Source organism: Bacteroidota bacterium (assembly GCA_016718825.1).
Classification (GTDB): Bacteria; Bacteroidota; Bacteroidia; order J057; family JADKCL01; genus JADKCL01.
This window is the reverse complement of record JADKCL010000057.1, coordinates 1-20,016: the sequence shown is the minus strand read 5'-3', so window position 1 is coordinate 20,016 and position 20,016 is coordinate 1. Positions and strand designations below refer to the sequence as shown.

The following is a 20,016-nucleotide window of genomic DNA, read 5'->3' as shown; positions in this document are numbered from 1 at the left end:
GCAAACGGCTCAGCTAATTGCGAAGCGCATTGCAACCTCTTATGAATCTTGGTACCTGTGAACAATCATGTCCGTAAATCCAATGGCAGCATGCGTGTGAGGTGACTTCAGTGCAAAGATACAATTCCAAATTGGCTGAATGACCAGTTTTCGGGACAGGTGATTTGCATCGTGGACAGCGACTTGTTGGAGTGTCCGATCTTTGGGACATGCAACAGCGTGGAGCGCGGTCCATTACATCACGTGAACAGGTCGAAAGGTTGGTTCCGAAGCCCGAATTGGGGTTTGGCGCAGATTTGTCGGGGAATATGCTGATTCACGGGGACAATCTTTCGGGATTGAGGGCCTTGGCTGCCACGCATTCGGAGCAGATTCAATGCATCTACATCGATCCGCCTTACAATACGGGCCATGCATTTGCGCATTACAACGACGACTTGGCGCACCAAGCATGGTTGGAAATGATGCGTCCACGCCTGGAAGCTATGCGTAACTTGCTGAGGCCCAGTGGATATTTCTTCGTATCGATCGACGATGCCAACATGGCTTACCTGAAGCTACTCTGTGACCAGGTTTTTGGTCGAATGAACTTCATCGGTAACCTGATTTGGGAGAAAAAGCGCAAACCTAGCTTTCTGTCCCACCTCGCCGGCATCACCGAATTTGTCCTCGTTTATGCCAAAGACCGTTCGGAGGCCAAGCCGCTCTACTACGGCACCACGACCGAAGGCAAAAAATATCCGATCAACAATGCCGGCAACGGCCTTGGTATCCTGGAATTCCCCGCAGGCACGGTGGAAATGACCTTTCCCGATCAATTGATTCCGGCGCAAGACATGAGCGAAGGCCGCATCGTCACGCGCCTGCTCGATGCTGTGCACGTGTGCAACGGGCGCAATCAAAACGCTTTCCGGCTGGAAGGTGAATTTCGCTACAGTCAGCGCAAACTCAACGAAATCATCCAGTCAGGAGATCCTTTGCGCATCGCAAAATTGCCCTTTAGGCCCAACCACATTCGGAGTGGGGGAGAGCCCAAGAAAATGAAAAATCTGCTCAGTACGGCCCATTACGGCCTGCCAACCTACGAGGATGCCGCTGAAGAAAGCCGTTTGCTTTTTGGCGGTGAGACATTTGATTATCCTAAGCCCGAGGGATTGATTTTGGCTTTGATCGAAGCAAGCAGCAAACCTGGCGACTGGGTTTTGGATGCTTTCGCCGGGTCGGGAACCACAACCGCTGTTGCCCACAAAGCGGGAAGAAGGTGGATCGGCATCGAACGAGGTCACCATATCTACTCCCATTGTCGCAACCGCATGCAGCGTGTTTGCCAAGGCCTTGAAAACGGCGGGGTTACTGCCCAAACGCAATGGTCAGGTGGGGGAGGATTCGGGTTCTGGCAAATGGAGGATTAAGTCTTGCATTTTCACAAAACAAAAAAGCCTCTACCGAGGCAGAAGCTTTTTTAGTTTGGATAAAGTTGGCGATTATTCCAAGGTGCAACTTGCGTTGGCATCAATAATCTTCAAGTTGGTCTCGCTTGCAGCGCAAGCATCTTCTGCGTCGGCCTTTTTGACGCCATCATACATAAAGGCAATCGTGCTGTCGCCCAAACCGTAGTCAGCTGTGCAGGTGCAAGTGTAATCTTTGGAACAGGAAACCAAACCCACCATCATGCCGGCGGTCAACAAAAACAACAAAGATTTTTTCATAAAATATGATTGGTTAAGAGATTACAAGGTTCGAAAAACATCTAAAACTATCTCGCATTTCTGGCAATTCCAAATAATTCCTAATTTTATTTTAAGGGGGCTGAATCGATCACAATCCAACGATAAGGCCACATTGGCAGCTTTTTCCTTTGGAAAGTCCAGACAAACCTCCCGCAAACCTTACCGATTTACAACGTGAGAGCGGTTTCTGGCGTATCCATGCACAATTGCCGAAAGGCATTTGCATCAAAAGAGAATTCTATGAAAAAGTCCCTTATACTGAGCGTTGTGATCTTCCTGTCGGCATTTGCCGGGATTTTGAAGGCGCAGCCGATTGCTTCACAGGCCTTGGCAGTTACCGGCTTGACCGCCGAAGGAAACTGCTTCTGCAACGATTCTTATGACTTCTTCGACAAACGAAAGAAGAAAAAGAAGCACAAAAACAAAACCCTGGCCGTTGGGGCAGTGATCGGAACCCCTGTTGGATTTGGTGGCAGGGTGATTTTTAGGCCCACGCGTTTGGCAGTTTCTGGTGACATCGCCTATAACCGCATTCGAACCGACCGCGGATTGCTCACCAATGCGATTGTTTTAAAGGCCGATGCGCGCTACTACGCCGATGGGTTTGTTGCGAAATTGCTCCGCCCTTATGTTTTTGCAGGCATGACGATGCAACGCGGCAATTTCAACGAAGAAACGATCCAAAGCGTCTTCGCTGCCGATGCGGGCGTAGGCGCAGGAATCAAAATCTGGAAACTCGAGGTCAATGCGGAAGCTGGAATCTTGGTTCCGGTGCGTGGTACGGAGGCCTATAGCCCCGGTTTCGGGGCCTTCGCCAACGTCGGAATCATGTTTTGGCTGCTCTGACACGTGTGAAAATTCGCCCTTCTTTTCGTATCATTGGCCCGGAAAATGATTGGATCAATGAAGAATGGAAGTCTCTTTAGGTTAAGTGTTTGCTGGACCGCATGCCTCTTTTTGTCGATTTTATTGCTCACTGCCGGTTGTGGTGGCTCAAATGACACTGAAACGAATCTCGGTGCAGATTCATCGGCATCCCTTCCCAAGGGGGAACCCTTTGAAGCGACATTTAATATCTTGAATGCGCCCGATTCCATGGGCCGCATCATCGGAACGATTGGCAGCACCAATTTTTTGGTGGACTCGATCAAGCCGATCAATGGCGTTTACTACATCAAGTTGGACACGGCGCTTCCTGGCGGAATTTACTTCCTTGCCGTGAATTCCACATTTGCGTACCAGTTCTTGTTGGATCAGGATCAGACGTTTACATTCAGCAGCGACCTCGCAGACCCGATTCGCACAGCCAAGGTCGACGGAAGCCTGGACAACCAATTGCTGTATCAAAACCTGCAGTTTGAGCAGGATTTTCAGGCGAGACTGCAGCCCGTCGACAAACAGTTTAATGCTTTGCCGGCCAATGACCCCAACCGCCCAGCCTTGCAGAAGCAGATCGAAACCTTGATTGCCGAACGGAAAGCCCATTTGAAGAGCTTCAAGGACAACCATCCGAATGCCTTTTTTACCGTTTTCAAAATGGCTGGGCAGAATCCGGATTTGAGGGACATTCGTTTGCCGGATGGAAGTTTTGATGAGCAGGCCCGCATTTTCCACTACCGAAACGAGTTCTGGAACAATACGCCCCTGAACGATATGCGGATTTTGCGTTCGCCGATCATCATCAACAAGCTCAAGACCTACATGACACAGATTACGCCGCAGGTACACGATTCGCTGACCAAATACGCCGACATCGTCATTGAAAAAGCCCGTGGAAACAAGGAATTCTTCAAATTTTTCGTGAATTGGGTGGCGATCGAGTACCGCACGCCCAAGCAAATGGGTTTGGAATCGGTGTTTGTGCATGTCGTAGACAAGTATTTCACCGATGAACAGGCCTTTTGGTCGACGCCGGAGGAGCTGAAGGAGATTCGCAGGGACGCCAACGAAATGCGCCCAAGTTTGATCGGCAAAATCGGTCAAGACCTCGTCTGCCTCAATGCGCAAGGCAAGGAGGAATCCCTGTATGGGCTCAAAGGGCCGGTTACGATTCTTTATGTCTGGAACTACGAATGCGAGCATTGTCAGGAAGAGACGCCCAAAATGAAGAAGATCTACGATCGTTACCATTCCAAGGGGCTCGAGGTGTATTCACTTTGTACAGGCAGTGAGGAGAAACTTTGGAAGGAATTCATCGCCAAGTACAAAATTCAAGGCTTCCACAACGTTTGGGATCCGCAGTACAAGAGCAATTTTTACCAGAAATACCACATCGATATCACGCCGGAGGTGTTTGTCATGAACAGCAACCACGAGATCATTGCCAAGGATTTGAAGCCCGATCAACTTCCCGAAACCTTGGATCCGCTGTTCGGAAAATAATTCCAAAGCAGTATTGTATGCTGTAAATCAGCATTTTGTGATCGGTCCTAGGTGGATGTCGTTTTGCGAATTTGTAAGAAGCGAGACAATCTCCCGTTTTCGAGGTTACTGCATTTCACTTTCGCCTACATTTGTTTTGCTGGACGACCGGGAAAAGCAGGAGCAAATGCCAAAATGCGGCACAGCTTTTGTAAGTCGGTTAGAAAGCTTAATTTCGAAACTATGAAGAAGTTTTTCCTCCTCTCGCTATTGTTGGCCGCCTTTGTGGGCAAATTGGCTGCGCAAGATGAAGTTCAAGTGCTTCCTGAAATCAAAGTCAAAGCCCTGGATGGCAAAACGGTATCTACCGCCGATTTTGCCAACGATGGCAAGCCGATCATCATCAGTTTCTGGGCAACCTGGTGCAAGCCCTGCATTCTGGAATTGAACACGATTCATGAGGAGTATGCCGAATGGGTGGAGGAATCCGGCGTCAAAGTGATCGCCATCTCGATCGACGATGCCCGTAATGCCCCCAAAGTAGCGCCATTTGTCGAAGGTCGCGGCTGGGAATACGAAGTTTACATCGACGAAAACAGTGATCTCAAGCGTGCGATGAACGTCAACAACGTTCCGCATACCTTCCTGCTGAACGCCAACAAGGAAATTGTCTGGCAACACAATTCCTATTCTCCAGGAGACGAAGAGGAACTTCGCGAACTGGTCAAGCAACTTGCTGAAACGGGCAAGATCGACGCGAAGGAATAATTCGAATCCTTATTCATTGAATCAACTACTGCTCAAGTGATCCAAAATATCACGTCAAAACTCACATTCAGGGTTGCTGCTGCAGCCTTGATGCTTTTTGGGGGTAACCTCCTTGGTCAAAAGCATGTCGATCTCGGTGAAATCCACGGGAACTTTGAAATCGACGCGCAGACCTACAAGGCCGACAGCCTGATTGGTGCGCCGGAGTTTCCCGAAAAAATCGGCAACAACAGCTTCATGAACCTGCTGTACACGCGCGGGAAATTTGAATCTGGCGTGCGCTTTGAAAGCTATTATCCCACGCTTCAGGGTTTTACGCGTGAGCGTGGTGCCGGAATTCCCTATCGCTACGCACGTTATCGCAATGAAAAGTTTGACGTGACTGCGGGAACTTTCTACGAGCAATTCGGGAGCGGCATGGTGCTGCGTGCCTACGAAGCTTGGGGATTGGGATTCGACAATTCGCTCGATGGTGTGAGGGTCAAAAGCGAACCCGTCAAAGGCGTTTATCTCACCGGCTTGGTCGGCCGGCAGCGCAACGCCTACAGCAACAAGGTGGAAAACCTGAGCGAAGGCATCGTGCGCGGATTTGATGCAGAATGGTCGATCAACGACAGCTTTGACAGCCTGATGACCGCCAAAACGAGGGTCAAAATCGGCGGAAGTTTCGTCAGCCGTTTCCAAAAGGACGAGGATCCGGTGCAAATCATTCCTGAAAATGTCGCGGCCTTTGCGGGACGTGCGAGCATCAACCGCAGCGGTTTTAACCTCAGCGGGGAGTATGCCTACAAATACAATGACCCAAGTACGGTCAACAACCTGATTTACAAGAATGGAACCGGCCTTTTGGTTCAGGCTTCCTACGCCCGTAAAGGGCTCGGCGTTTCTGCGCAGGTCAAGCGCATCGACAACATGGACTTCCGTTCAGACCGGAACGGGACATTCAACAACTTGACGCTGAACTTTCTGCCTCCGCAGACGCGGCAGCATTCCTACCGGCTTCCAACCTTGTTTCCTTGGGCCACGCAGCCCATGGGTGAGTGGGGCATGCAAGCGGAATTGTCCTACAATTTCAAAAAGGACACCTGGCTCGGCGGCGCGCACGGCATGAACCTGTCGGTGAACTTCTCCCGCATCAATGCCTTGTCCAAAACCGCAACTTTGGATCCGTCCGATGGCTATACCTCGCCGTTTTTCCCTTTGATGGACAGCGTGTTGTTTCAGGACATCAACATCGAATTGACCAAGAAATTCAGTTCGAAGTTCAAGGCGACGCTGAGTTATTTGCACTTTGATTACGACCAATCGCTGTTCCATCAGCTCACTGGCTTTAACTCCTCCACCGACGTGTCAGCCGAGGTGCAGGTGCTTGACATGAGCTACAAACTGCGCAAGAAGCATACCCTGCGCATGGAGTTTCAGCACTGCTATACCAAGCAGGAGTTTGGCAGCTGGGCGATGGTCTTGGCCGAATACACCATTGCACCGCACTTTTTCATTGCGGTATTCGACGAATACAACTACGGCAATGCGCAAGTCAACAAGCGCTTGCATTATTTCAGCGGCTTGGGTGGCGTGAATTGGAACAATTACCGGTTCCAAATCGGTTACGGTCGTCAGCGGGCGGGTGTTTTGTGCGTAGGCGGCGTTTGTCGCGTTGTTCCTGCTTCCAATGGTATCTCGGTTGCAATTACTGGATCTTTTTGATAACTTGCTGATATGAAGACGTTTCCAAAGTATTTGTTTTCCTTGCTTGTAGCTGCATCGATTTTCAGCGCTTGTGATGTCATCGAGGGTCCAAAGGTAGATCCCAATGGCTTCACGGGATCCACCAACAAGGTGCTGATCGAGGACTTTACGGGTCACATGTGCGGCAACTGCCCGCGTGCACATGAAAAGGCCGTTTCTTTGGACTCAACCTATGGCGACAATCTGATCGTCATCGCCATTCATACCGGCAGCTTTGCCGCCGTCGTACCCTTCTTGGGCTATGCCACGGAATTCAAGACCCCGATGGGCAATGAGTTGGGAACGTATTACAATGCAGACATTGAAGGACTTCCCATTGGATTGGTCAACCGCAGGGAATGGAATGGTTCGCCCGTCACCCGTTACAGCAACTGGGGCGCGCTTTGCAGTGCAGTGCTCGCCGAGCAGCCTAAAATGAAAATAGAATTGGCCTCGGTCTACGATCCTTCAGATAGAACGATCAACCTGAACACCAAATTGGAGTACTTCACCACGGGAGATGCCAATCACAACATCGTCGCAGTCATTACAGAAGACAGCATTATCGCCAAGCAAGAAGATTATACCTTTGGCCACGAAGACAACTACGTTCACAATCACGTGCTCCGGTCATCGATCACGACCGGCACTTGGGGCGACCCGGTGAAAGGCAACCAAATCTTCGTTGGAGAGAAGTTTGACCTGAATTTCACATCCACCTTGGACACTGCATTTAATGCCTCCCATTGCTCTATTGTCGTGTATGTGCATGACAACGTAAGCAAGGAAGTGTTGCAAGTGGAAAAGATCAAGCTGACGGATTGATTCAGCGGGCGATGGCAAAGATGCGGATCGTCTGCACGCCGCGCGTCCTGATCACGGATTCTGTTGCCGCTTACTGGAAAATGAATCTGACGAAGTACCATACTGCAATCAGCAGCATGGATACGCGCAGGATTTGCATTTCGACTTTAAGGTGTGGCCGTTTGCTGAAGTCAGTCGTCCAGTCGATCATTACGAGCCATCCAAAGATTGCCAAGTACAAGGAACGCCAAGCCCAGTGGCTTTTGTTGAATTCCTCAGGAAAATAAGTCACGTATTCCCAGCCCAAAACCGCTGCGGTCAACAATCCCAGCACGATCAACTTCACAGCCAAGGCCTTGTCTGATCGCATCAACTGCGTTCCCTTGAAAATGAACAGGATGCCGTACACAGGCCAAAGCAAGGTCGAGACGGTATAGATGCCCTTGGCGATGTCCCACCAACCGGCTTTGTAGACCAAGTCGCCAAAAAATTCGGTGGCAGCCAAGGCTGGAATCAGCCAAAACCAAGTGTTTTTGATCCGGAAGGCATAGTCGGCAAGCAGACCGATGGTGCCACAGAATGCGATCGCAGCCAAAATCCGCGGAATGGGATTCGCGGCAGGAAAGATGCCATACTGATTGAAAAACGCCGCCAAGGCGAAACAAAGGAACAGCGCCACGTAAAACGGAATGCGCCAGTAATTCTTGCTATTGGATTCAGCAACCATCTTTTCTTGTCAAATGCGGCGCAAAGATGCGGAAAATCCTTTGGATTGTTCCGCTTAATAGCCGTCGATCCATGCGACAATCGCGTCGATTGTCGAATCAGCTAGGTTGGGAAAGTGATCCATGGCAGCCTTCCCGTTTTCATTCCAGATTTTCACGGCATAGGGATCACCGTCGGTGATCATCTTCGATGGGTTTCTTATCCAACGATACAACCAATCGCCTCCTGGGATTCGCTGTGACATACCATACAATGCGGGACCTGTTCCTTTTTTCTCCAGTTGGCTGTTGTGACAGCGGGCGCAGTTGGCTTCGAAGGCGATGATCCCTTTTCGGGCGTCTTCCGAGGCAAGGATATAAGTCCGTCTTTCCGGGGAATTGACGGTACCACAAGTTATCTCACTTGACGAGTACCGCACCGGCGTCATCTTAAACACATAAAACCATGCGCAAAAAATGAGGAAGGAGATGGTGTAGCGCTTCATGGGCATTCAAGCATTTGACCGTCACCAATGTACGCCAGCAATTTTGACGTTCCAAACGTAAGTGGACAAATTACCGCGCCTTTTTCGGCCTCGAAATCCGGCGGATCGAATCCCCGGTAAAAGCTGCAAATCCAGCCACCAATCCAGCGATGACACCTGAGACGACCGCTAAAAGCGTCCCATTTGCTGGCAACTGCATCATTTTGGCAAACCTGTCGCCGAGATCGCTCCCTGTGGAATAGGTAATCAGAATGGCAGCTACCGTCCAAAGCACGAATCCGCCGAGAAAACCGAAGAGGAAACTACGACCACGATGACCGTCCCAAAGGTAGCCCGCGCCCGCGCCCGCAAGCGCGATGCTCCACCAAGGCAAAAATTGGGCGAGTAACAGGCCCACGAGGATCACAAAAGCGATTGGATAAAGGAGACGCATGATTATTTCGGTTGAAGGGTTTGGGTGAATGTAACGGCAGCTTCGGTTTGGTCGGCTGTCTTCAAAAACAGCAGCTTGTGGTAGCGGCCTGCAGCCCAGTCGTTCATGCTGCGCGCATAATAAGGACTACCCGGATTGCCCGATTGTCCGCCAGGAAATACGCCGTATCCCACCGGTTCGCTGCCCATTTCGACCACCATCCGCCAAGAGGCACCGTTGTTTTTGCGGTTGGCATTCACAATGCCGGCATTTCCTCCCACCGGAATCCGCGTATAGCCCAAAGCCGCCTGCGTGGTCAAGTGCTTCAGATGCACATTGTTGAAGTTTTGCCAAGTATAGGGTACCTGCTCCTTTTCGACGAAGGAATCCAGCTCCAACATCGCCTCGTTCAAAGCCTTGGTAGCCAGGGCGGTCAAGGATTCGATTTCGGCGGTGCGGCTGTCATCCACCTGCGCCAAACCCGCCGAATCCAGCAACCAATGCAGGGTATTGAACATTTCGGGCGCCTCTGATTTGCGGCCGATTTTCTGCAAGTCATCCTCCCAGATCATCGTGTACAGGCGTGTGCCCCAAGCTTGGAAGACCGAGGGCGCCTCGAGCTGATAGTCGTTCATGAAATTCCACTTCTCCAACAATTCCTTCCCCTTTTTGGCACTCGGGCTCAACTTCGTAACCTCCAGACTTCCCAGCAATTTCGGGAGTCCGATCGCTGCCAATTCGTTGTAGTTGTCGTTTTGCAGCTTCATCATGTCCTCCACTTTGATGCCTTTCATGCCCTCCAACGCCGAACTGATGCGCAAATTGCGAGTGTAGTCGTAGCTGCCATAGAGATGATAAGGATAAGCCGCGTCTGTGGCATGTTGGTTGGAGCTGAAGAGGAAGCCCCGTTCGGGATTCAAGGCGTGCGGATTTTGCTCAAAAGGAATGTAGGCTTGCCAGAGATGAAGTTTTTCGCTGCCATCCATGACGACTTGGCCTTGGCCGGTCCATTTTACCGGGAAGCGACCTTGCTGCGTGATCGCGATGTCGCCATTTTTTCCTGCGAAGACAAAATTTTGGCCCGGGCAAGCATAGGTGCTCAGCGCTTGGCGGTATTCGGTATGGTTTTTTGCGCGGTTGAGGCGGTAGAAGGTCATGATTTCGTTGGTCGAATCGTGACCTGCCCAGCGCATGGCCACATTCAAGGGTCCGGCGCTGTCGGGATCCGAGTAACTGTGGTCATATACAACAGGGCCGTGCTGCGTGTACAGGACGGTATCGATGTAGTCTGCGTCGCCCCGACGGTGGATGACTTCCAGCCGCTGCGTGGTCGGCAGCCATTGATTGTCAAATTTGTAGGTCTTCCGACTGGCGTCTTGGAATTCGATTTCATACCAGTCAAGCACGTCGCGGCTCGCATTCGTGACGCCCCAGCAGATATTTTGGTTGAACCCGATGATCACGGCCGGCGAGCCCGGAAGGCTGACCCCGTAGACGCTATGCTCGGGGGTCGACAACTGGATTTCATACCATATAGAAGGTAGACGCAGCCCAAGGTGCGGGTCGTTGCAGACAATGGGGTGGCCATTTGCTGTCTTCGAAGGTGCGACAACCCAGTTGTTGCTGCCATTCATGGCATCGGGTTGCGGGTACATGAGTTCGGGTGCGCGGCTCGCAGGGGAGAAGGTTTCAGGTGCCTGCACCTTCACGGTGTCGATGTTCCAGGCCGTTCCTTTGGGTACGATCGGCGAAGTCAAAGGCGCCAAATCCGGATACAAGGCTGCATAGGCGGAATCTCCCAAGACGGCGACGGCATTGGTCACGAGGAAGTCCTCCGAGCGGCCCGTCAGGTCCCATGCCATGAGTTTCAGGAGCAAACCCGATTTGAGCGTGGTCCATGGTTCGGGACGATAATCGAGCAGCTTGTATTCCATCGGCAGGTTTTCGTAGCAAAGGCTGTTGATCCAGGCATTGACGCCTTCGGCATAGGCGTCGACCATGAGTTTGGCGACCGGGTCGGCCTCCATGGCTTTCACGGAGCGTTCGGCGGCGTAGAGCATGCCGGTGCGGCGCTTGGCGCGGTCCATTCCGAGCGTGGTCGGATTGCTGATGATCTCGGAGAGCCGCCCCGCGGCGGCATGCGTTTGGAACTCCATTTGCCAGAGCCGGTCTTTGGCGGTCACGTAACCTTGGGCAAAATATAGGTCATGGTCGTTTTGAGCGAAGATATGCGGAATGTGCAGCGAATCATAACGAATCACCACCTTGTCCTTGAGACCTTCCATGGGAAGTTCAGCTTCCAAGTCAAAGTCTTCACCTTCCATGTTTTGCCAAATCCCGTGAAAGGGATCGAGCACCCGCCCGAAGGCAAGCTTTACATGCAATCCGTCGAGCAGCCAACAAAGGCCCAACGTGATCACCAAACCAACAACTGCAACGAAGTACCGCATCTTTCTAATGATTGCTCCCAATTTAGCCTATTTTCTGGCATGGACAATGGCTTTTTGCAGGGAAAGTCCAATAGAATGGGTTGCCAGCGGCACGATTGATGCCATCAACGCAATGAAGTATTGAAATTTATCTCAAAAATTTCCGCGAAAAAAACATGTCAAAATCACGTGGAAACACACTTTTTCTACCTGAGCCAACGAAATTGAATTATTTTTTTTCACCATTGTGCAACCGAATGAAAAGTCACGTCGTCTATTGGGCATGTTTCAAAAATTGAATGTCCTCTTAAAAATGAATATGAAAACGTTTGCTACTTTATTTGCTGCCATTTTGATTTCAATCTCCTCATTTGCAGCCGCCCCCGGATCCAATCCGTCCCTTCCAGTTTATGATTCTAACGGCTTGGCTATGCAATTTCTCGGAAATAGCCGCGTAAAAGCCGGAAACACGATCGCCGTCGAATTGAACTCCTCTTTTCAGACAATGGCTGAATTGATCGTCGAAAATTCGCAAGGAAAACAATTGGTGGATACTCCATACGAGGTCGCAATGGGTGTAAACGTGTTGAAATTCAGCGTTTCGGAGATCCCCTCGGGCGTGTACTTCATCAAGGTGAAGACCGAATTGAAAACGGAAATCCTGACTTTTGTTGTGCAATAAATCCGCTCGTTGATAAAAATTCAGGCGCGAGAATCAATTTGCTTGAATATTAAAATAAAAATGTCTCCCTCTTTTGCCCCGGATTTTCCGGGGCTTTTTTTGTGCTGCTTTGCAGGGGTTTAAAATTGCGAATTTGGAATGCATTTTCAGGCTTAATTGGGTTTAAAGTGCGTTTTTAAAATAATTGAAAAGAAAATGTTTTTCAGCATGCAACCATCCCGGAATTCAAATCGTCTAAGGTGCATATTCAATTTGTTTTCAATTTCAATATTTACAGTCATGAATAGAATTACCAAAATTTTCGCATTGACCGCTTTCGCAATCACCACAATTTTCCAGTTTGCAACAGCTGCTTCGCCCATCGGCTCAGATCCCAAAACCCGTGTTGAAATGCGTTTCCTGCGCGGTGACGAAGTAGAGGCGGGTAAAGTCATTACGGCGGAATTGACTTCAAATTCGGCTACAGAGGTCGATTTGGTCATCGAAAACGAAAAAGGCGATAGCTTTGGCGAGAAGCATGTCATCATTGACAACGGTGCCAAATTGATCCGTTTCAAAGTGATGGAAGTGCCCACAGGAACTTATTACATTAAGGTGGTGCATCGTTTGCAAGAGCGCCGTTATGCATTTTCCGTCAAATGATTTCCGCTCGGCTATGGGGTAAATAATTGCGAATTCAAAAGCTGATTTCCCCTTGGTTTTAAATGGTTGGATTATTAACACAAGTTAACCTAAAATTTTAAAATTCAAGACAACCATTTGTACCCTATTCGCGTCTATAGTTTGAGTTTTGAAATTAGGTTTTAGAAAATACAAGTAGTATGAAAACGTTCGCAAAAATCCTCTCCCTTGTTTTGTTGGTGATCACAACTTTCGCAGCAGCGCCCATCACCAAGGCCGCCTCGCATTCCGATGACGAGCGTACTTTGCAAATGCGCTTTTTGGGTCGTGACTACGTCACAGCAGGAAGTGCCCTCACTGCCGAATTGACGTCGACATTTGACGCCACCGCCGAACTCACCGTGGAGAATTCCACTGGAAAGCGATTCGTTGAAACCCAATTCGAAGTCAATGAAGGCTTTAATTTGGTCAAATTCAACGTCGCTGAAATTCCTGCGGGCATCTACTTTGTCAAGGTCAAATCCGACGGCAAAGTGCAGCACCTCTCCTTTGTGGTGCGCTGAATCTAGTTTATAATTCCACTTAATATTCCACTTCGTTCTTGGCAATAGGTGACCTAAAGTCCTACAAAAATTATGTCCCTTCTCGGCCCCGGCATCCCCGGGGCCTTGCCGTTTTTTGGCCGTTCCGCATTGTCTGCCAAACCAACATTGTCTATCTTTGGCCATGCGATTTTGGATGATTACAGCGTTCCTGTTGGCCTTTCAATGGGGATTCGCGCAAAACAAGGCCCTGGAAAAGGCCGATCGGTTGTTTCAGGAAGCATCTTATCCGGCTGCGATCGAAGCCTATCAAAAGGCGATCGAGGACGAACCGACCAATTCCCGGGCGGTGATCCGATTGGCCGATTGTTTCCGCTTGACCGACGATTTTCGCAACGCCCTCCGTTGGTATGCCAAAGCCGTGAAAATGAAGGGTGTGGAAGGTGAAGTTTGGTTCCACTACGGGGAGGTCATGATGATCAACCGCAAGTACACTGATGCGATTCCTTGGTTGGAGCGCTACCAGAAAAAATTTCCTGAAGACGACCGGGTCGCCGACATGATCGCATCCTGCAAGAACCTCGAAGCTTTTTCCGCAGCCAAATCACTTTACCTGCTCCGGCGATTGCCCCTTGTCAATTCCGAATTCTCGGATTTTGGCCCAAGTTTCTATGACAAGAGTGTCATCTTCGCCAGCTCCAGAAAACGCAACATCTTGAAAGCCAATCGCACAGGCGACAGCTTCCTTGATTTCTACGTGGCACCCTATGGCGGTAAGCCTGAATTAGGGGAACCTGTCTTGTTTCGCAGCGCCCTCAATACGCCCTTGCATGAGGCCAATGCCTGTTTTTCAGCCGATGCTAAACAGATGTTCTTCACCCGAAATCATGTCACAAAAGGGCCTGATTCCGACAAGGAAGGCACTTTTGTACAGTTGGCTTTGTATTCGTCGACGCTCGTGGAAGGTAAGTGGACCAACGAAGAATTGTTGCCTTTTAATGACCCGAAGTATTCTTACGGCCACCCAGCCTTGTCAGCCGACGGGAAAAAGCTCTACTTCGTGAGCAATATGCCCGGCGGATTTGGGAGTACAGACATTTATATGGTTGAAAAATCGGGCAATGGTTGGGGCAAGCCTGAAAACCTTGGGCAAGACATCAATACCAAAGGAAACGAGATGTTTCCGTGGGTAGACGCAAATGGCATTCTCTACTTTGCGAGCAATGGTCGCGGCGGCTTGGGTGCACTCGACATTTTTTTTGTGAATCCCGACCGCGATGTCGTCGGCAATCCTGAAAACATCGGTGCACCGGTCAATTCGCCGTACGATGATTTTGGATTTGTATTTGATGATGAAAACGGGGTCGGATTTTTTACAAGCAACCGCTTGGGTGGCAAAGGGGACGATGATCTGTACGCGGTCACAAAGCTGATCCGATGGGAAGGCCAAGTGCTCGATTCAGCAGGCTTGCCCTTGCCGGATGCGCTTGTGGACCTGCGGGAAGGCCGTTCGCGTACCCAAATCATGACCGACGAAAACGGGAAATTCCTCGTTGGCCTCAAACCTAACGGGAGTTATTTGATTTTGCTGAAGCAGGCCAAACACCAAGACGGCCGGATCGAGTTCAAGGCAAGTCCCGAGGGACTGAAAGCAGTCAATCTCAGCATGAAAGCACGAACGACGGGTAAATAGCCGGCTTTGCGTTTGAATGCAAGCATTAATTCCGGCTTGAAGGCGAATGCGCTGTGGATGCAGTTACGGATTCGGAATCAGGACCAATTTTTTGCTGCTGCCGTCGCTGAATCGTTCGATATACACTTGAAACGGCTGAGGTTGCGTAATCGGATGCCCCAGAAGGTCAAACCGGCCGATCAATTTCGGGATTTGGGGAACAGTTTGGGCTGGCGCAGGGCTTTCCAAGGCACTACAAGCATTTTGCAAATCCGTGATGTACATCGGCGGACTTGAAATCATGCCGATTCCGTAAGGCACAAAAACTTGATACCGTCCAGTATCTGTCACGACAATGCTTGGCAAGGTATCGCCATTGGTCCAGGAATATTCGCCAAAAACGCCATCCACGCCCAAAACGGCCTGTCCACTTTGTTGGGTGCAAGTGATTTGTGGTCGATGTAGCTGAAAGGGCAGCGACAAACATTGGGCACGGTACGTCGAATATCCGCTGGAAAGAAAGATGTCAAAGACCTTGTTCCCATTCGGGCCATAATAGGTTACCGCCGGGTCCCAGCTTGCTGTCATTTCGCCCCATCCGACCAGCGCGCTTCCATCTTGCAGCACGCGGAAACTTCCCATTGAAAGGCTGATCAGGCTGTCGTCCCAAGTTGCCACGGTTTCAGCTTCCCAATTCAAAGTGTCGCATTCGACGATCATCCCTCGGCCCGTATGCTGCCCATGACCATTGTCGTAAATGGAAATTCGATTGCCGGGTAGAAATCGCGCGTCATGTTGCCCAAAGAATCCCGGATCTCCGAGTAGATCAAAAGCATTGTTTTTCCCACCCATTTGCCATTTTACCTGTCCAGTATGCCAATCGATCAACGTGACTTCGTTGAGGTGCCGGTGCGAGACCATCAGATTTCCATTCCCATCCAAGTCAATCGAATTCGTATGGCTCAAATCCAAAAGGCCAGGGTTGGTGAAAAACGTCGTATCGCTGTCGTAAATCGAATAGGTATCAAAACCATTCCATTCCTTCACCATTTCCTCGTTTTCGTCGAGTTCTTGGATCACAACCATACGCACCTGCGCCTGTGTGGAGCCTTGAGCGCCGTTTTTCGTGCGAATGCCGCTCGCATCCATCGTGCTGTCGTTGCGGCAGATCATATAATAGTGTCCGTCGTCGGTGAGGATGATGTCGTGGTGGTCGGTCACGCGGCCGTCGCATTGCAAGGTGTCGATCAGATTAAATCCGCTGTCGAGCACATACCAACGCAAGCGGTCATTGTAAGTGATGCGTCCGTTGGGGTGCACCTTGAAATCGAGCGTGAAATCAGAGCCTTGTTGGTACCAAACCAAGTCGCCGGTTCGGTCGAGCAGCATGTTGGTTCCGCGTTTGGGAGAAGGAATGATCGGGCGAAAGGTTCCGAGGAATAAATATTCGCAGCTTTCCCCGTTGCCATACCATCGGTAAGAATAGTTGGGCGAACCCGTGGGCACAAATTGACCGAATGCAACGTGGAAAAATGCCAATCCAAAGAGGGACAAGGCCATCCAAGTCTTGTGGGTACGCATTTTCCTTCGAATTGCCATCCCACAAAGCTAGGAAATATTCGCCCAAAAGCGGGAAATCAGGGGATCAGGAGAGGAATTTTGCCGTTGTCAATCCTTGCCCAAGCACTGGAGCCGAAACATAAAAGGGGCAACTGTCGCCGATTATCCGCTATTTTGAGGCATGGCGATTGACTTTTCTAAATTTAAAGCCCTTACGTTTGACTGCTACGGCACGCTGATCGACTGGGAATCGGGATTGGTATCCTCTTTGCAACCCTTTCTCAAGACCAAAGGCCGTGACCTCGAGGCAGATGAAATTCTGTCGTTGTATGCCAGCATCGAACCTGCGGCAGAAAAAGGGAAATTCAAATCCTACAAGGATGTTTTGCGGGAATGCATACATGCCTTTTCGCAACAATTGGCCTTCAGATTGCATGGAGAGGAGGAAAATCTGCTTTCACGTGGCATCCAAAACTGGCAACCGTTTCCGGATTCCGTGGCCGCTTTGACGGAATTGCAAAAGCATTTCAAGCTTTGCGTCGTTTCCAATGTCGACAAGGACCTCATCGCGCACAGCTTGCGTTGGCTGCAGGTTCCTTTTGATGCGGTCGTCACGGCCGAGGATGTGGGCAGCTACAAACCGGCGCATGGCCACTTTTTGGAAGCGATTCGCAGACTTGACCTTCCCAAATCCGAAATTTTGCATGTCGCTAGCAGCCAATACCACGACATCGCGCCTGCACGTGCGCTCGGCCTCGCAAGCGTATGGTTGAACCGCAGACGCGGGCAGGAGGGTACCGGCGCAACGCCCGCAAGCAGCGCCCAAGCAGATCTTGAGGTCGGGAGTTTGAAGGAATTGGTGGATTTGGTATTATTGCCTTGAGGCAGAGGGATTTTTCTGCCCGATTGACCAACGGAGAAGTTGAGCGGAAACCAACCATGTGTTCATAAAGGAAGTGGATGGGATTCCCGATTCGCCCGAGCATCGGTATTCCTTGTTTTGGCTTTGATGCTCAACCTGTTTTCCAAGGGGCAAGTGCGTTATAGCAGGAAGGCACCGTTAAGGTCCTTTGCGACGGCCATTAGCGCAAATTCAATGAGAATCTTCTGATCAGCACGGCTAAAGGAGAATTTGTGGATTGAGGGCGAAATTGACGTAATGTCTTGCTCCCAGGTTGCCACCTTCACATCTCCTCTAGGCAACAGAAGTGTTTCAAAATAGAGCGATCAATGTTGTTGAAAATCTATATTTTTCCTCTATATTCAAAACTAACATTGGGTATTCCAAGGACCCCAGAGGGGTCAAACCTTTATAGAAAAGTGAAACATCCCGATTTAACGACCCCAGCGGGGTCGCACATTCTCCGCTAAAATCTGAAAACAATATGGCCAACACCTTTTCCCAAATGTATATCCACTTCGTCTTTGCCGTCCAAAACCGTGAAGCGTTGATTCAACCTTCATGGGAGGCGAGACTCCATCACAAGAAACGACATTCAAACAAGAGTATTTGGGGTTTTTGAAGAAATATGAAATCGAATTCAAGGAGGAGTATGTTTTCAATTGGATTTCGGATGAATTGTGAGGATCGGTTGAAGGTGCAAGGTTCGACCCCGCTGGGGTCGAGACATTGTGGGCGCTGGTTTTCTATAAAGGTGAGACCCCTCTGGGGTCCTAGGAGCGGTGAATGGAGCATCGTCACTGTTGCTATGGTGATCATTGACAATCATGACCATTGGCTTATTCCACCCAATTACGATGCCTCGTTCAAATTCAAGGACGGCACTGCCGACGTCATCTACTACGGCCAAAAGCGCAGGATCAATGAGAAGGGGGAGTTTGCGGAATGAAACCGATCCCCTTTTCCTCCTTACACTCACTTTTGCACTCACCCTGTACGGTCAGGAGTGATTGCATTGGGCAAGGGACAGCCTACTATGTTATCCAAGGCCGAGTGGTATCTCGACACGCTGAATCGTATTTCTTATCACTTTGAGGAAAACAATTGGAAATTGAAAGACCAGCACGATAGTCTTGTCATTGTTGCCTTTGAAAATCTGCTCTTGTTGAAATTCGCAAAGCACTGTCCCATTCTACAAAGCTCGTGCAATTGCCTCATCCTCACAAATTCAGGGAGACGACTTAAGGCTGGAAGGAGCTTTCAAATACGCGATTCCCTGGTTTCTCTCATTCCTGCCCACGCATTTATGCGCTATTATTTTCATGACTCGGCTTTCGCGGGAATGAATTGGTTTGCTGGGGATGAAACCATGATTGTGGATGGATTGCCCGCCTTTTGTGTGACATCCTATGACGTAGTTCGTGAAATACAGTATGGCCCGCAGGTACATGGATGGGGAATGCTTGGCACCAACGGCAAATGGCTCATCGAGCCCAAATTCGACGGGCCTTTCGTTTCCAAAATGGATTTGCAGAGGTGATGTACTACGGTGAGAAGCGCAAGATCAACGAGAAAGGAGAGTTTGTAGAATGAAACAATCAGCGAGACCAATGATACGGAGACTATTTTTCTTTGCCACTTGCAAATGCTGTAAGGGGCTAATTGGAATCATTGTGATGGGGTTGGCGATGCACATGAAGGGACAGACCATTTCCCTCACCAAAGGAACCCAGTTTCCCGATACGCTTCCAGGCCGGCATTACAATTGGTTCTTGAACACCGATAGCATGCAGGTATATACCCACAAGGCTGGACAATGGAGGTTGGTGAGTGATCGTTGGAACCGTATCGATAGTATTAGCACCTGCAACGAACTCGTAATCTTGCATTCACAGGGGGAAAAGCGGAAGGCTTATATCCTATATGATCAAGTTGGAAGTCGGCACGAAATGATCTTTGATTACTTTTGCGGCCAAGAGATATTTGCTCAGCGAAACCTCAATCGGTATATGATGTTGGGCTCCAACGCTTTTCATGAATGGAGGCGCGAGCAGTTCAGCATGCAATATGATTGCGACTTGTCGACAGGTACCGAAGTGGTGCCAGATACGGTGCAAGGAAGGCTTGCATTTTGCGCACCTCATTTTGAAGAATATAAATCCACGCATTGGTATTGCAATGAACTTCGAAATTGGGGCATGCTTGATGAATATGGGAAATGGTTGATCGAGCCGAAGTACGATGCTTTCTTCTATTTCCAAAATGGAAAGGCGAATGTCATGTTCAAAGGGAAAAAGCGCAAAATCAATGAGAAAGGAGCCTTTGTACGATGAAGACAGTGACCCAGAATCCCTTTTTTAAATCTCGTCGAGCCTATTGGCCCATTTATTTCAGCGTTTTGTTTTTGTGCTCGGCCGTTCAGGGACAAATTGTTCTTGTAAGGGGGGAATTCCTCCCAACGCAACCCGCAGAGTATACCTGGTACTGGAATCCTGAGTATCATATCCCAGCGTTTTTCTCCGATGGACTGTGGATGCCAATCTATGACTATGAATATGACGATGACTATTCTGATATTCAAGTTTGCAATAACCTG

General features: G+C 49.7%; 20 protein-coding genes. 14 read left to right on the top strand and 6 right to left on the bottom strand.

Features of this window, described 5'->3' with window-relative positions; translation table 11 throughout:
- Nucleotides 1-191 precede the first annotated feature (191 nt).
- Nucleotides 192-1,412 (top strand): site-specific DNA-methyltransferase, encoded by a 1,221-nt coding sequence (locus IPN95_28515; protein MBK9453267.1) that lies wholly within the window; start codon nucleotides 192-194, stop codon nucleotides 1,410-1,412.
- 72 nt (nucleotides 1,413-1,484) lie between these two features.
- Here IPN95_28515 and IPN95_28510 read toward each other — a convergent pair whose 3' ends face one another.
- Nucleotides 1,485-1,709, bottom strand: a complete 225-nt coding sequence (locus tag IPN95_28510; GenBank protein ID MBK9453266.1) for a hypothetical protein — start codon at nucleotides 1,707-1,709, stop codon at nucleotides 1,485-1,487.
- A 261-nt stretch (nucleotides 1,710-1,970) separates the two neighbouring features.
- On the opposite strand from IPN95_28510, the gene IPN95_28505 reads away from it, so the two are divergent.
- The 5 genes from IPN95_28505 to IPN95_28485 all read left to right on the top strand — a co-directional run bounded on the left by IPN95_28505 (nucleotide 1,971) and on the right by IPN95_28485 (nucleotide 7,412).
- Nucleotides 1,971-2,576, top strand: coding sequence for a hypothetical protein (locus IPN95_28505; protein MBK9453265.1), 606 nt, complete (start codon nucleotides 1,971-1,973; stop codon nucleotides 2,574-2,576).
- Nucleotides 2,577-2,633: 57 nt separating this feature from the next.
- Nucleotides 2,634-4,112, top strand: a complete 1,479-nt coding sequence (locus tag IPN95_28500; GenBank protein ID MBK9453264.1) for a TlpA family protein disulfide reductase — start codon at nucleotides 2,634-2,636, stop codon at nucleotides 4,110-4,112.
- Between the two features lie 222 nt (nucleotides 4,113-4,334).
- Nucleotides 4,335-4,859 carry a TlpA family protein disulfide reductase gene (locus tag IPN95_28495; GenBank protein ID MBK9453263.1) on the top strand — a complete coding sequence of 175 codons (525 nt, stop codon included), beginning with the start codon at nucleotides 4,335-4,337 and terminating at the stop codon, nucleotides 4,857-4,859.
- 36 nt (nucleotides 4,860-4,895) lie between these two features.
- Complete coding sequence (locus tag IPN95_28490) at nucleotides 4,896-6,566, top strand: hypothetical protein (GenBank protein MBK9453262.1); 1,671 nt, start codon at nucleotides 4,896-4,898, stop codon at nucleotides 6,564-6,566.
- A gap of 12 nt (nucleotides 6,567-6,578) precedes the next feature.
- Nucleotides 6,579-7,412: an Omp28 family outer membrane lipoprotein gene (locus IPN95_28485; protein MBK9453261.1), complete on the top strand. Its 834-nt coding sequence runs from the start codon at nucleotides 6,579-6,581 to the stop codon at nucleotides 7,410-7,412.
- A gap of 70 nt (nucleotides 7,413-7,482) precedes the next feature.
- Here IPN95_28485 and IPN95_28480 read toward each other — a convergent pair whose 3' ends face one another.
- From IPN95_28480 to IPN95_28465, 4 genes are all read right to left on the bottom strand, one after another.
- Nucleotides 7,483-8,118 carry a hypothetical protein gene (locus IPN95_28480; GenBank protein ID MBK9453260.1) on the bottom strand — a complete coding sequence of 212 codons (636 nt, stop codon included), beginning with the start codon at nucleotides 8,116-8,118 and terminating at the stop codon, nucleotides 7,483-7,485.
- 54 nt (nucleotides 8,119-8,172) lie between these two features.
- A complete protein-coding gene (locus IPN95_28475; protein MBK9453259.1) occupies nucleotides 8,173-8,601 on the bottom strand; it encodes a cytochrome c in 429 nt (142 codons plus the stop codon).
- A 70-nt stretch (nucleotides 8,602-8,671) separates the two neighbouring features.
- On the bottom strand, nucleotides 8,672-9,034 hold the full coding sequence (locus IPN95_28470; protein ID MBK9453258.1) for a hypothetical protein: 363 nt from the start codon (nucleotides 9,032-9,034) through the stop codon (nucleotides 8,672-8,674).
- A 2-nt stretch (nucleotides 9,035-9,036) separates the two neighbouring features.
- The gene (locus IPN95_28465; GenBank protein ID MBK9453257.1) at nucleotides 9,037-11,463 is read right to left on the bottom strand and encodes a penicillin acylase family protein; all 2,427 of its coding nucleotides are present in this window, start codon (nucleotides 11,461-11,463) and stop codon (nucleotides 9,037-9,039) included.
- A gap of 409 nt (nucleotides 11,464-11,872) precedes the next feature.
- Here IPN95_28465 and IPN95_28460 point away from each other — a divergent pair, with 409 nt between their 5' ends.
- From IPN95_28460 to IPN95_28445, 4 genes are all read left to right on the top strand, one after another.
- Nucleotides 11,873-12,124 carry a T9SS type A sorting domain-containing protein gene (locus IPN95_28460; protein MBK9453256.1) on the top strand — a complete coding sequence of 84 codons (252 nt, stop codon included), beginning with the start codon at nucleotides 11,873-11,875 and terminating at the stop codon, nucleotides 12,122-12,124.
- A gap of 279 nt (nucleotides 12,125-12,403) precedes the next feature.
- The gene (locus tag IPN95_28455; protein ID MBK9453255.1) at nucleotides 12,404-12,766 is read left to right on the top strand and encodes a hypothetical protein; all 363 of its coding nucleotides are present in this window, start codon (nucleotides 12,404-12,406) and stop codon (nucleotides 12,764-12,766) included.
- Between the two features lie 179 nt (nucleotides 12,767-12,945).
- On the top strand, nucleotides 12,946-13,308 hold the full coding sequence (locus IPN95_28450) for a T9SS type A sorting domain-containing protein (GenBank protein ID MBK9453254.1): 363 nt from the start codon (nucleotides 12,946-12,948) through the stop codon (nucleotides 13,306-13,308).
- A 175-nt stretch (nucleotides 13,309-13,483) separates the two neighbouring features.
- The gene (locus tag IPN95_28445; GenBank protein MBK9453253.1) at nucleotides 13,484-14,980 is read left to right on the top strand and encodes a PD40 domain-containing protein; all 1,497 of its coding nucleotides are present in this window, start codon (nucleotides 13,484-13,486) and stop codon (nucleotides 14,978-14,980) included.
- A gap of 63 nt (nucleotides 14,981-15,043) precedes the next feature.
- On the opposite strand, the gene IPN95_28440 is transcribed toward IPN95_28445, so the two are convergent.
- Nucleotides 15,044-16,540, bottom strand: a complete 1,497-nt coding sequence (locus IPN95_28440; protein ID MBK9453252.1) for an aryl-sulfate sulfotransferase — start codon at nucleotides 16,538-16,540, stop codon at nucleotides 15,044-15,046.
- A gap of 160 nt (nucleotides 16,541-16,700) precedes the next feature.
- On the opposite strand from IPN95_28440, the gene IPN95_28435 reads away from it, so the two are divergent.
- The 4 genes from IPN95_28435 (at nucleotide 16,701) to IPN95_28420 (ending at nucleotide 19,753) form a co-directional block, all read left to right on the top strand.
- Complete coding sequence (locus tag IPN95_28435; protein ID MBK9453251.1) at nucleotides 16,701-17,402, top strand: haloacid dehalogenase type II; 702 nt, start codon at nucleotides 16,701-16,703, stop codon at nucleotides 17,400-17,402.
- A gap of 772 nt (nucleotides 17,403-18,174) precedes the next feature.
- A complete protein-coding gene (locus IPN95_28430) occupies nucleotides 18,175-18,369 on the top strand; it encodes a hypothetical protein (GenBank protein MBK9453250.1) in 195 nt (64 codons plus the stop codon).
- 66 nt (nucleotides 18,370-18,435) lie between these two features.
- Nucleotides 18,436-18,960: a hypothetical protein gene (locus tag IPN95_28425; protein MBK9453249.1), complete on the top strand. Its 525-nt coding sequence runs from the start codon at nucleotides 18,436-18,438 to the stop codon at nucleotides 18,958-18,960.
- Between the two features lie 136 nt (nucleotides 18,961-19,096).
- Nucleotides 19,097-19,753, top strand: a complete 657-nt coding sequence (locus tag IPN95_28420; protein MBK9453248.1) for a WG repeat-containing protein — start codon at nucleotides 19,097-19,099, stop codon at nucleotides 19,751-19,753.
- The last annotated feature ends 263 nt before the right edge of the window (nucleotides 19,754-20,016 follow it).

Coding starts and splice junctions, on each gene's coding strand:
- IPN95_28465 (MBK9453257.1), bottom strand. CDS start 11,463: ATGCGGTACTTCGTTGCAGTTGTTGGTTTGGTGATCACGTTGGGCCTT.
- IPN95_28470 (MBK9453258.1), bottom strand. CDS start 9,034: ATGCGTCTCCTTTATCCAATCGCTTTTGTGATCCTCGTGGGCCTGTTA.
- IPN95_28485 (MBK9453261.1), top strand. CDS start 6,579: ATGAAGACGTTTCCAAAGTATTTGTTTTCCTTGCTTGTAGCTGCATCG.
- IPN95_28435 (MBK9453251.1), top strand. CDS start 16,701: ATGGCGATTGACTTTTCTAAATTTAAAGCCCTTACGTTTGACTGCTAC.
- IPN95_28505 (MBK9453265.1), top strand. CDS start 1,971: ATGAAAAAGTCCCTTATACTGAGCGTTGTGATCTTCCTGTCGGCATTT.
- IPN95_28445 (MBK9453253.1), top strand. CDS start 13,484: ATGATTACAGCGTTCCTGTTGGCCTTTCAATGGGGATTCGCGCAAAAC.
- IPN95_28450 (MBK9453254.1), top strand. CDS start 12,946: ATGAAAACGTTCGCAAAAATCCTCTCCCTTGTTTTGTTGGTGATCACA.
- IPN95_28500 (MBK9453264.1), top strand. CDS start 2,634: ATGAAGAATGGAAGTCTCTTTAGGTTAAGTGTTTGCTGGACCGCATGC.
- IPN95_28510 (MBK9453266.1), bottom strand. CDS start 1,709: ATGAAAAAATCTTTGTTGTTTTTGTTGACCGCCGGCATGATGGTGGGT.
- IPN95_28460 (MBK9453256.1), top strand. CDS start 11,873: ATGCAATTTCTCGGAAATAGCCGCGTAAAAGCCGGAAACACGATCGCC.
- IPN95_28440 (MBK9453252.1), bottom strand. CDS start 16,540: ATGCGTACCCACAAGACTTGGATGGCCTTGTCCCTCTTTGGATTGGCA.
- IPN95_28420 (MBK9453248.1), top strand. CDS start 19,097: ATGGGGTTGGCGATGCACATGAAGGGACAGACCATTTCCCTCACCAAA.
- IPN95_28455 (MBK9453255.1), top strand. CDS start 12,404: ATGAATAGAATTACCAAAATTTTCGCATTGACCGCTTTCGCAATCACC.
- IPN95_28495 (MBK9453263.1), top strand. CDS start 4,335: ATGAAGAAGTTTTTCCTCCTCTCGCTATTGTTGGCCGCCTTTGTGGGC.
- IPN95_28480 (MBK9453260.1), bottom strand. CDS start 8,118: ATGGTTGCTGAATCCAATAGCAAGAATTACTGGCGCATTCCGTTTTAC.
- IPN95_28475 (MBK9453259.1), bottom strand. CDS start 8,601: ATGAAGCGCTACACCATCTCCTTCCTCATTTTTTGCGCATGGTTTTAT.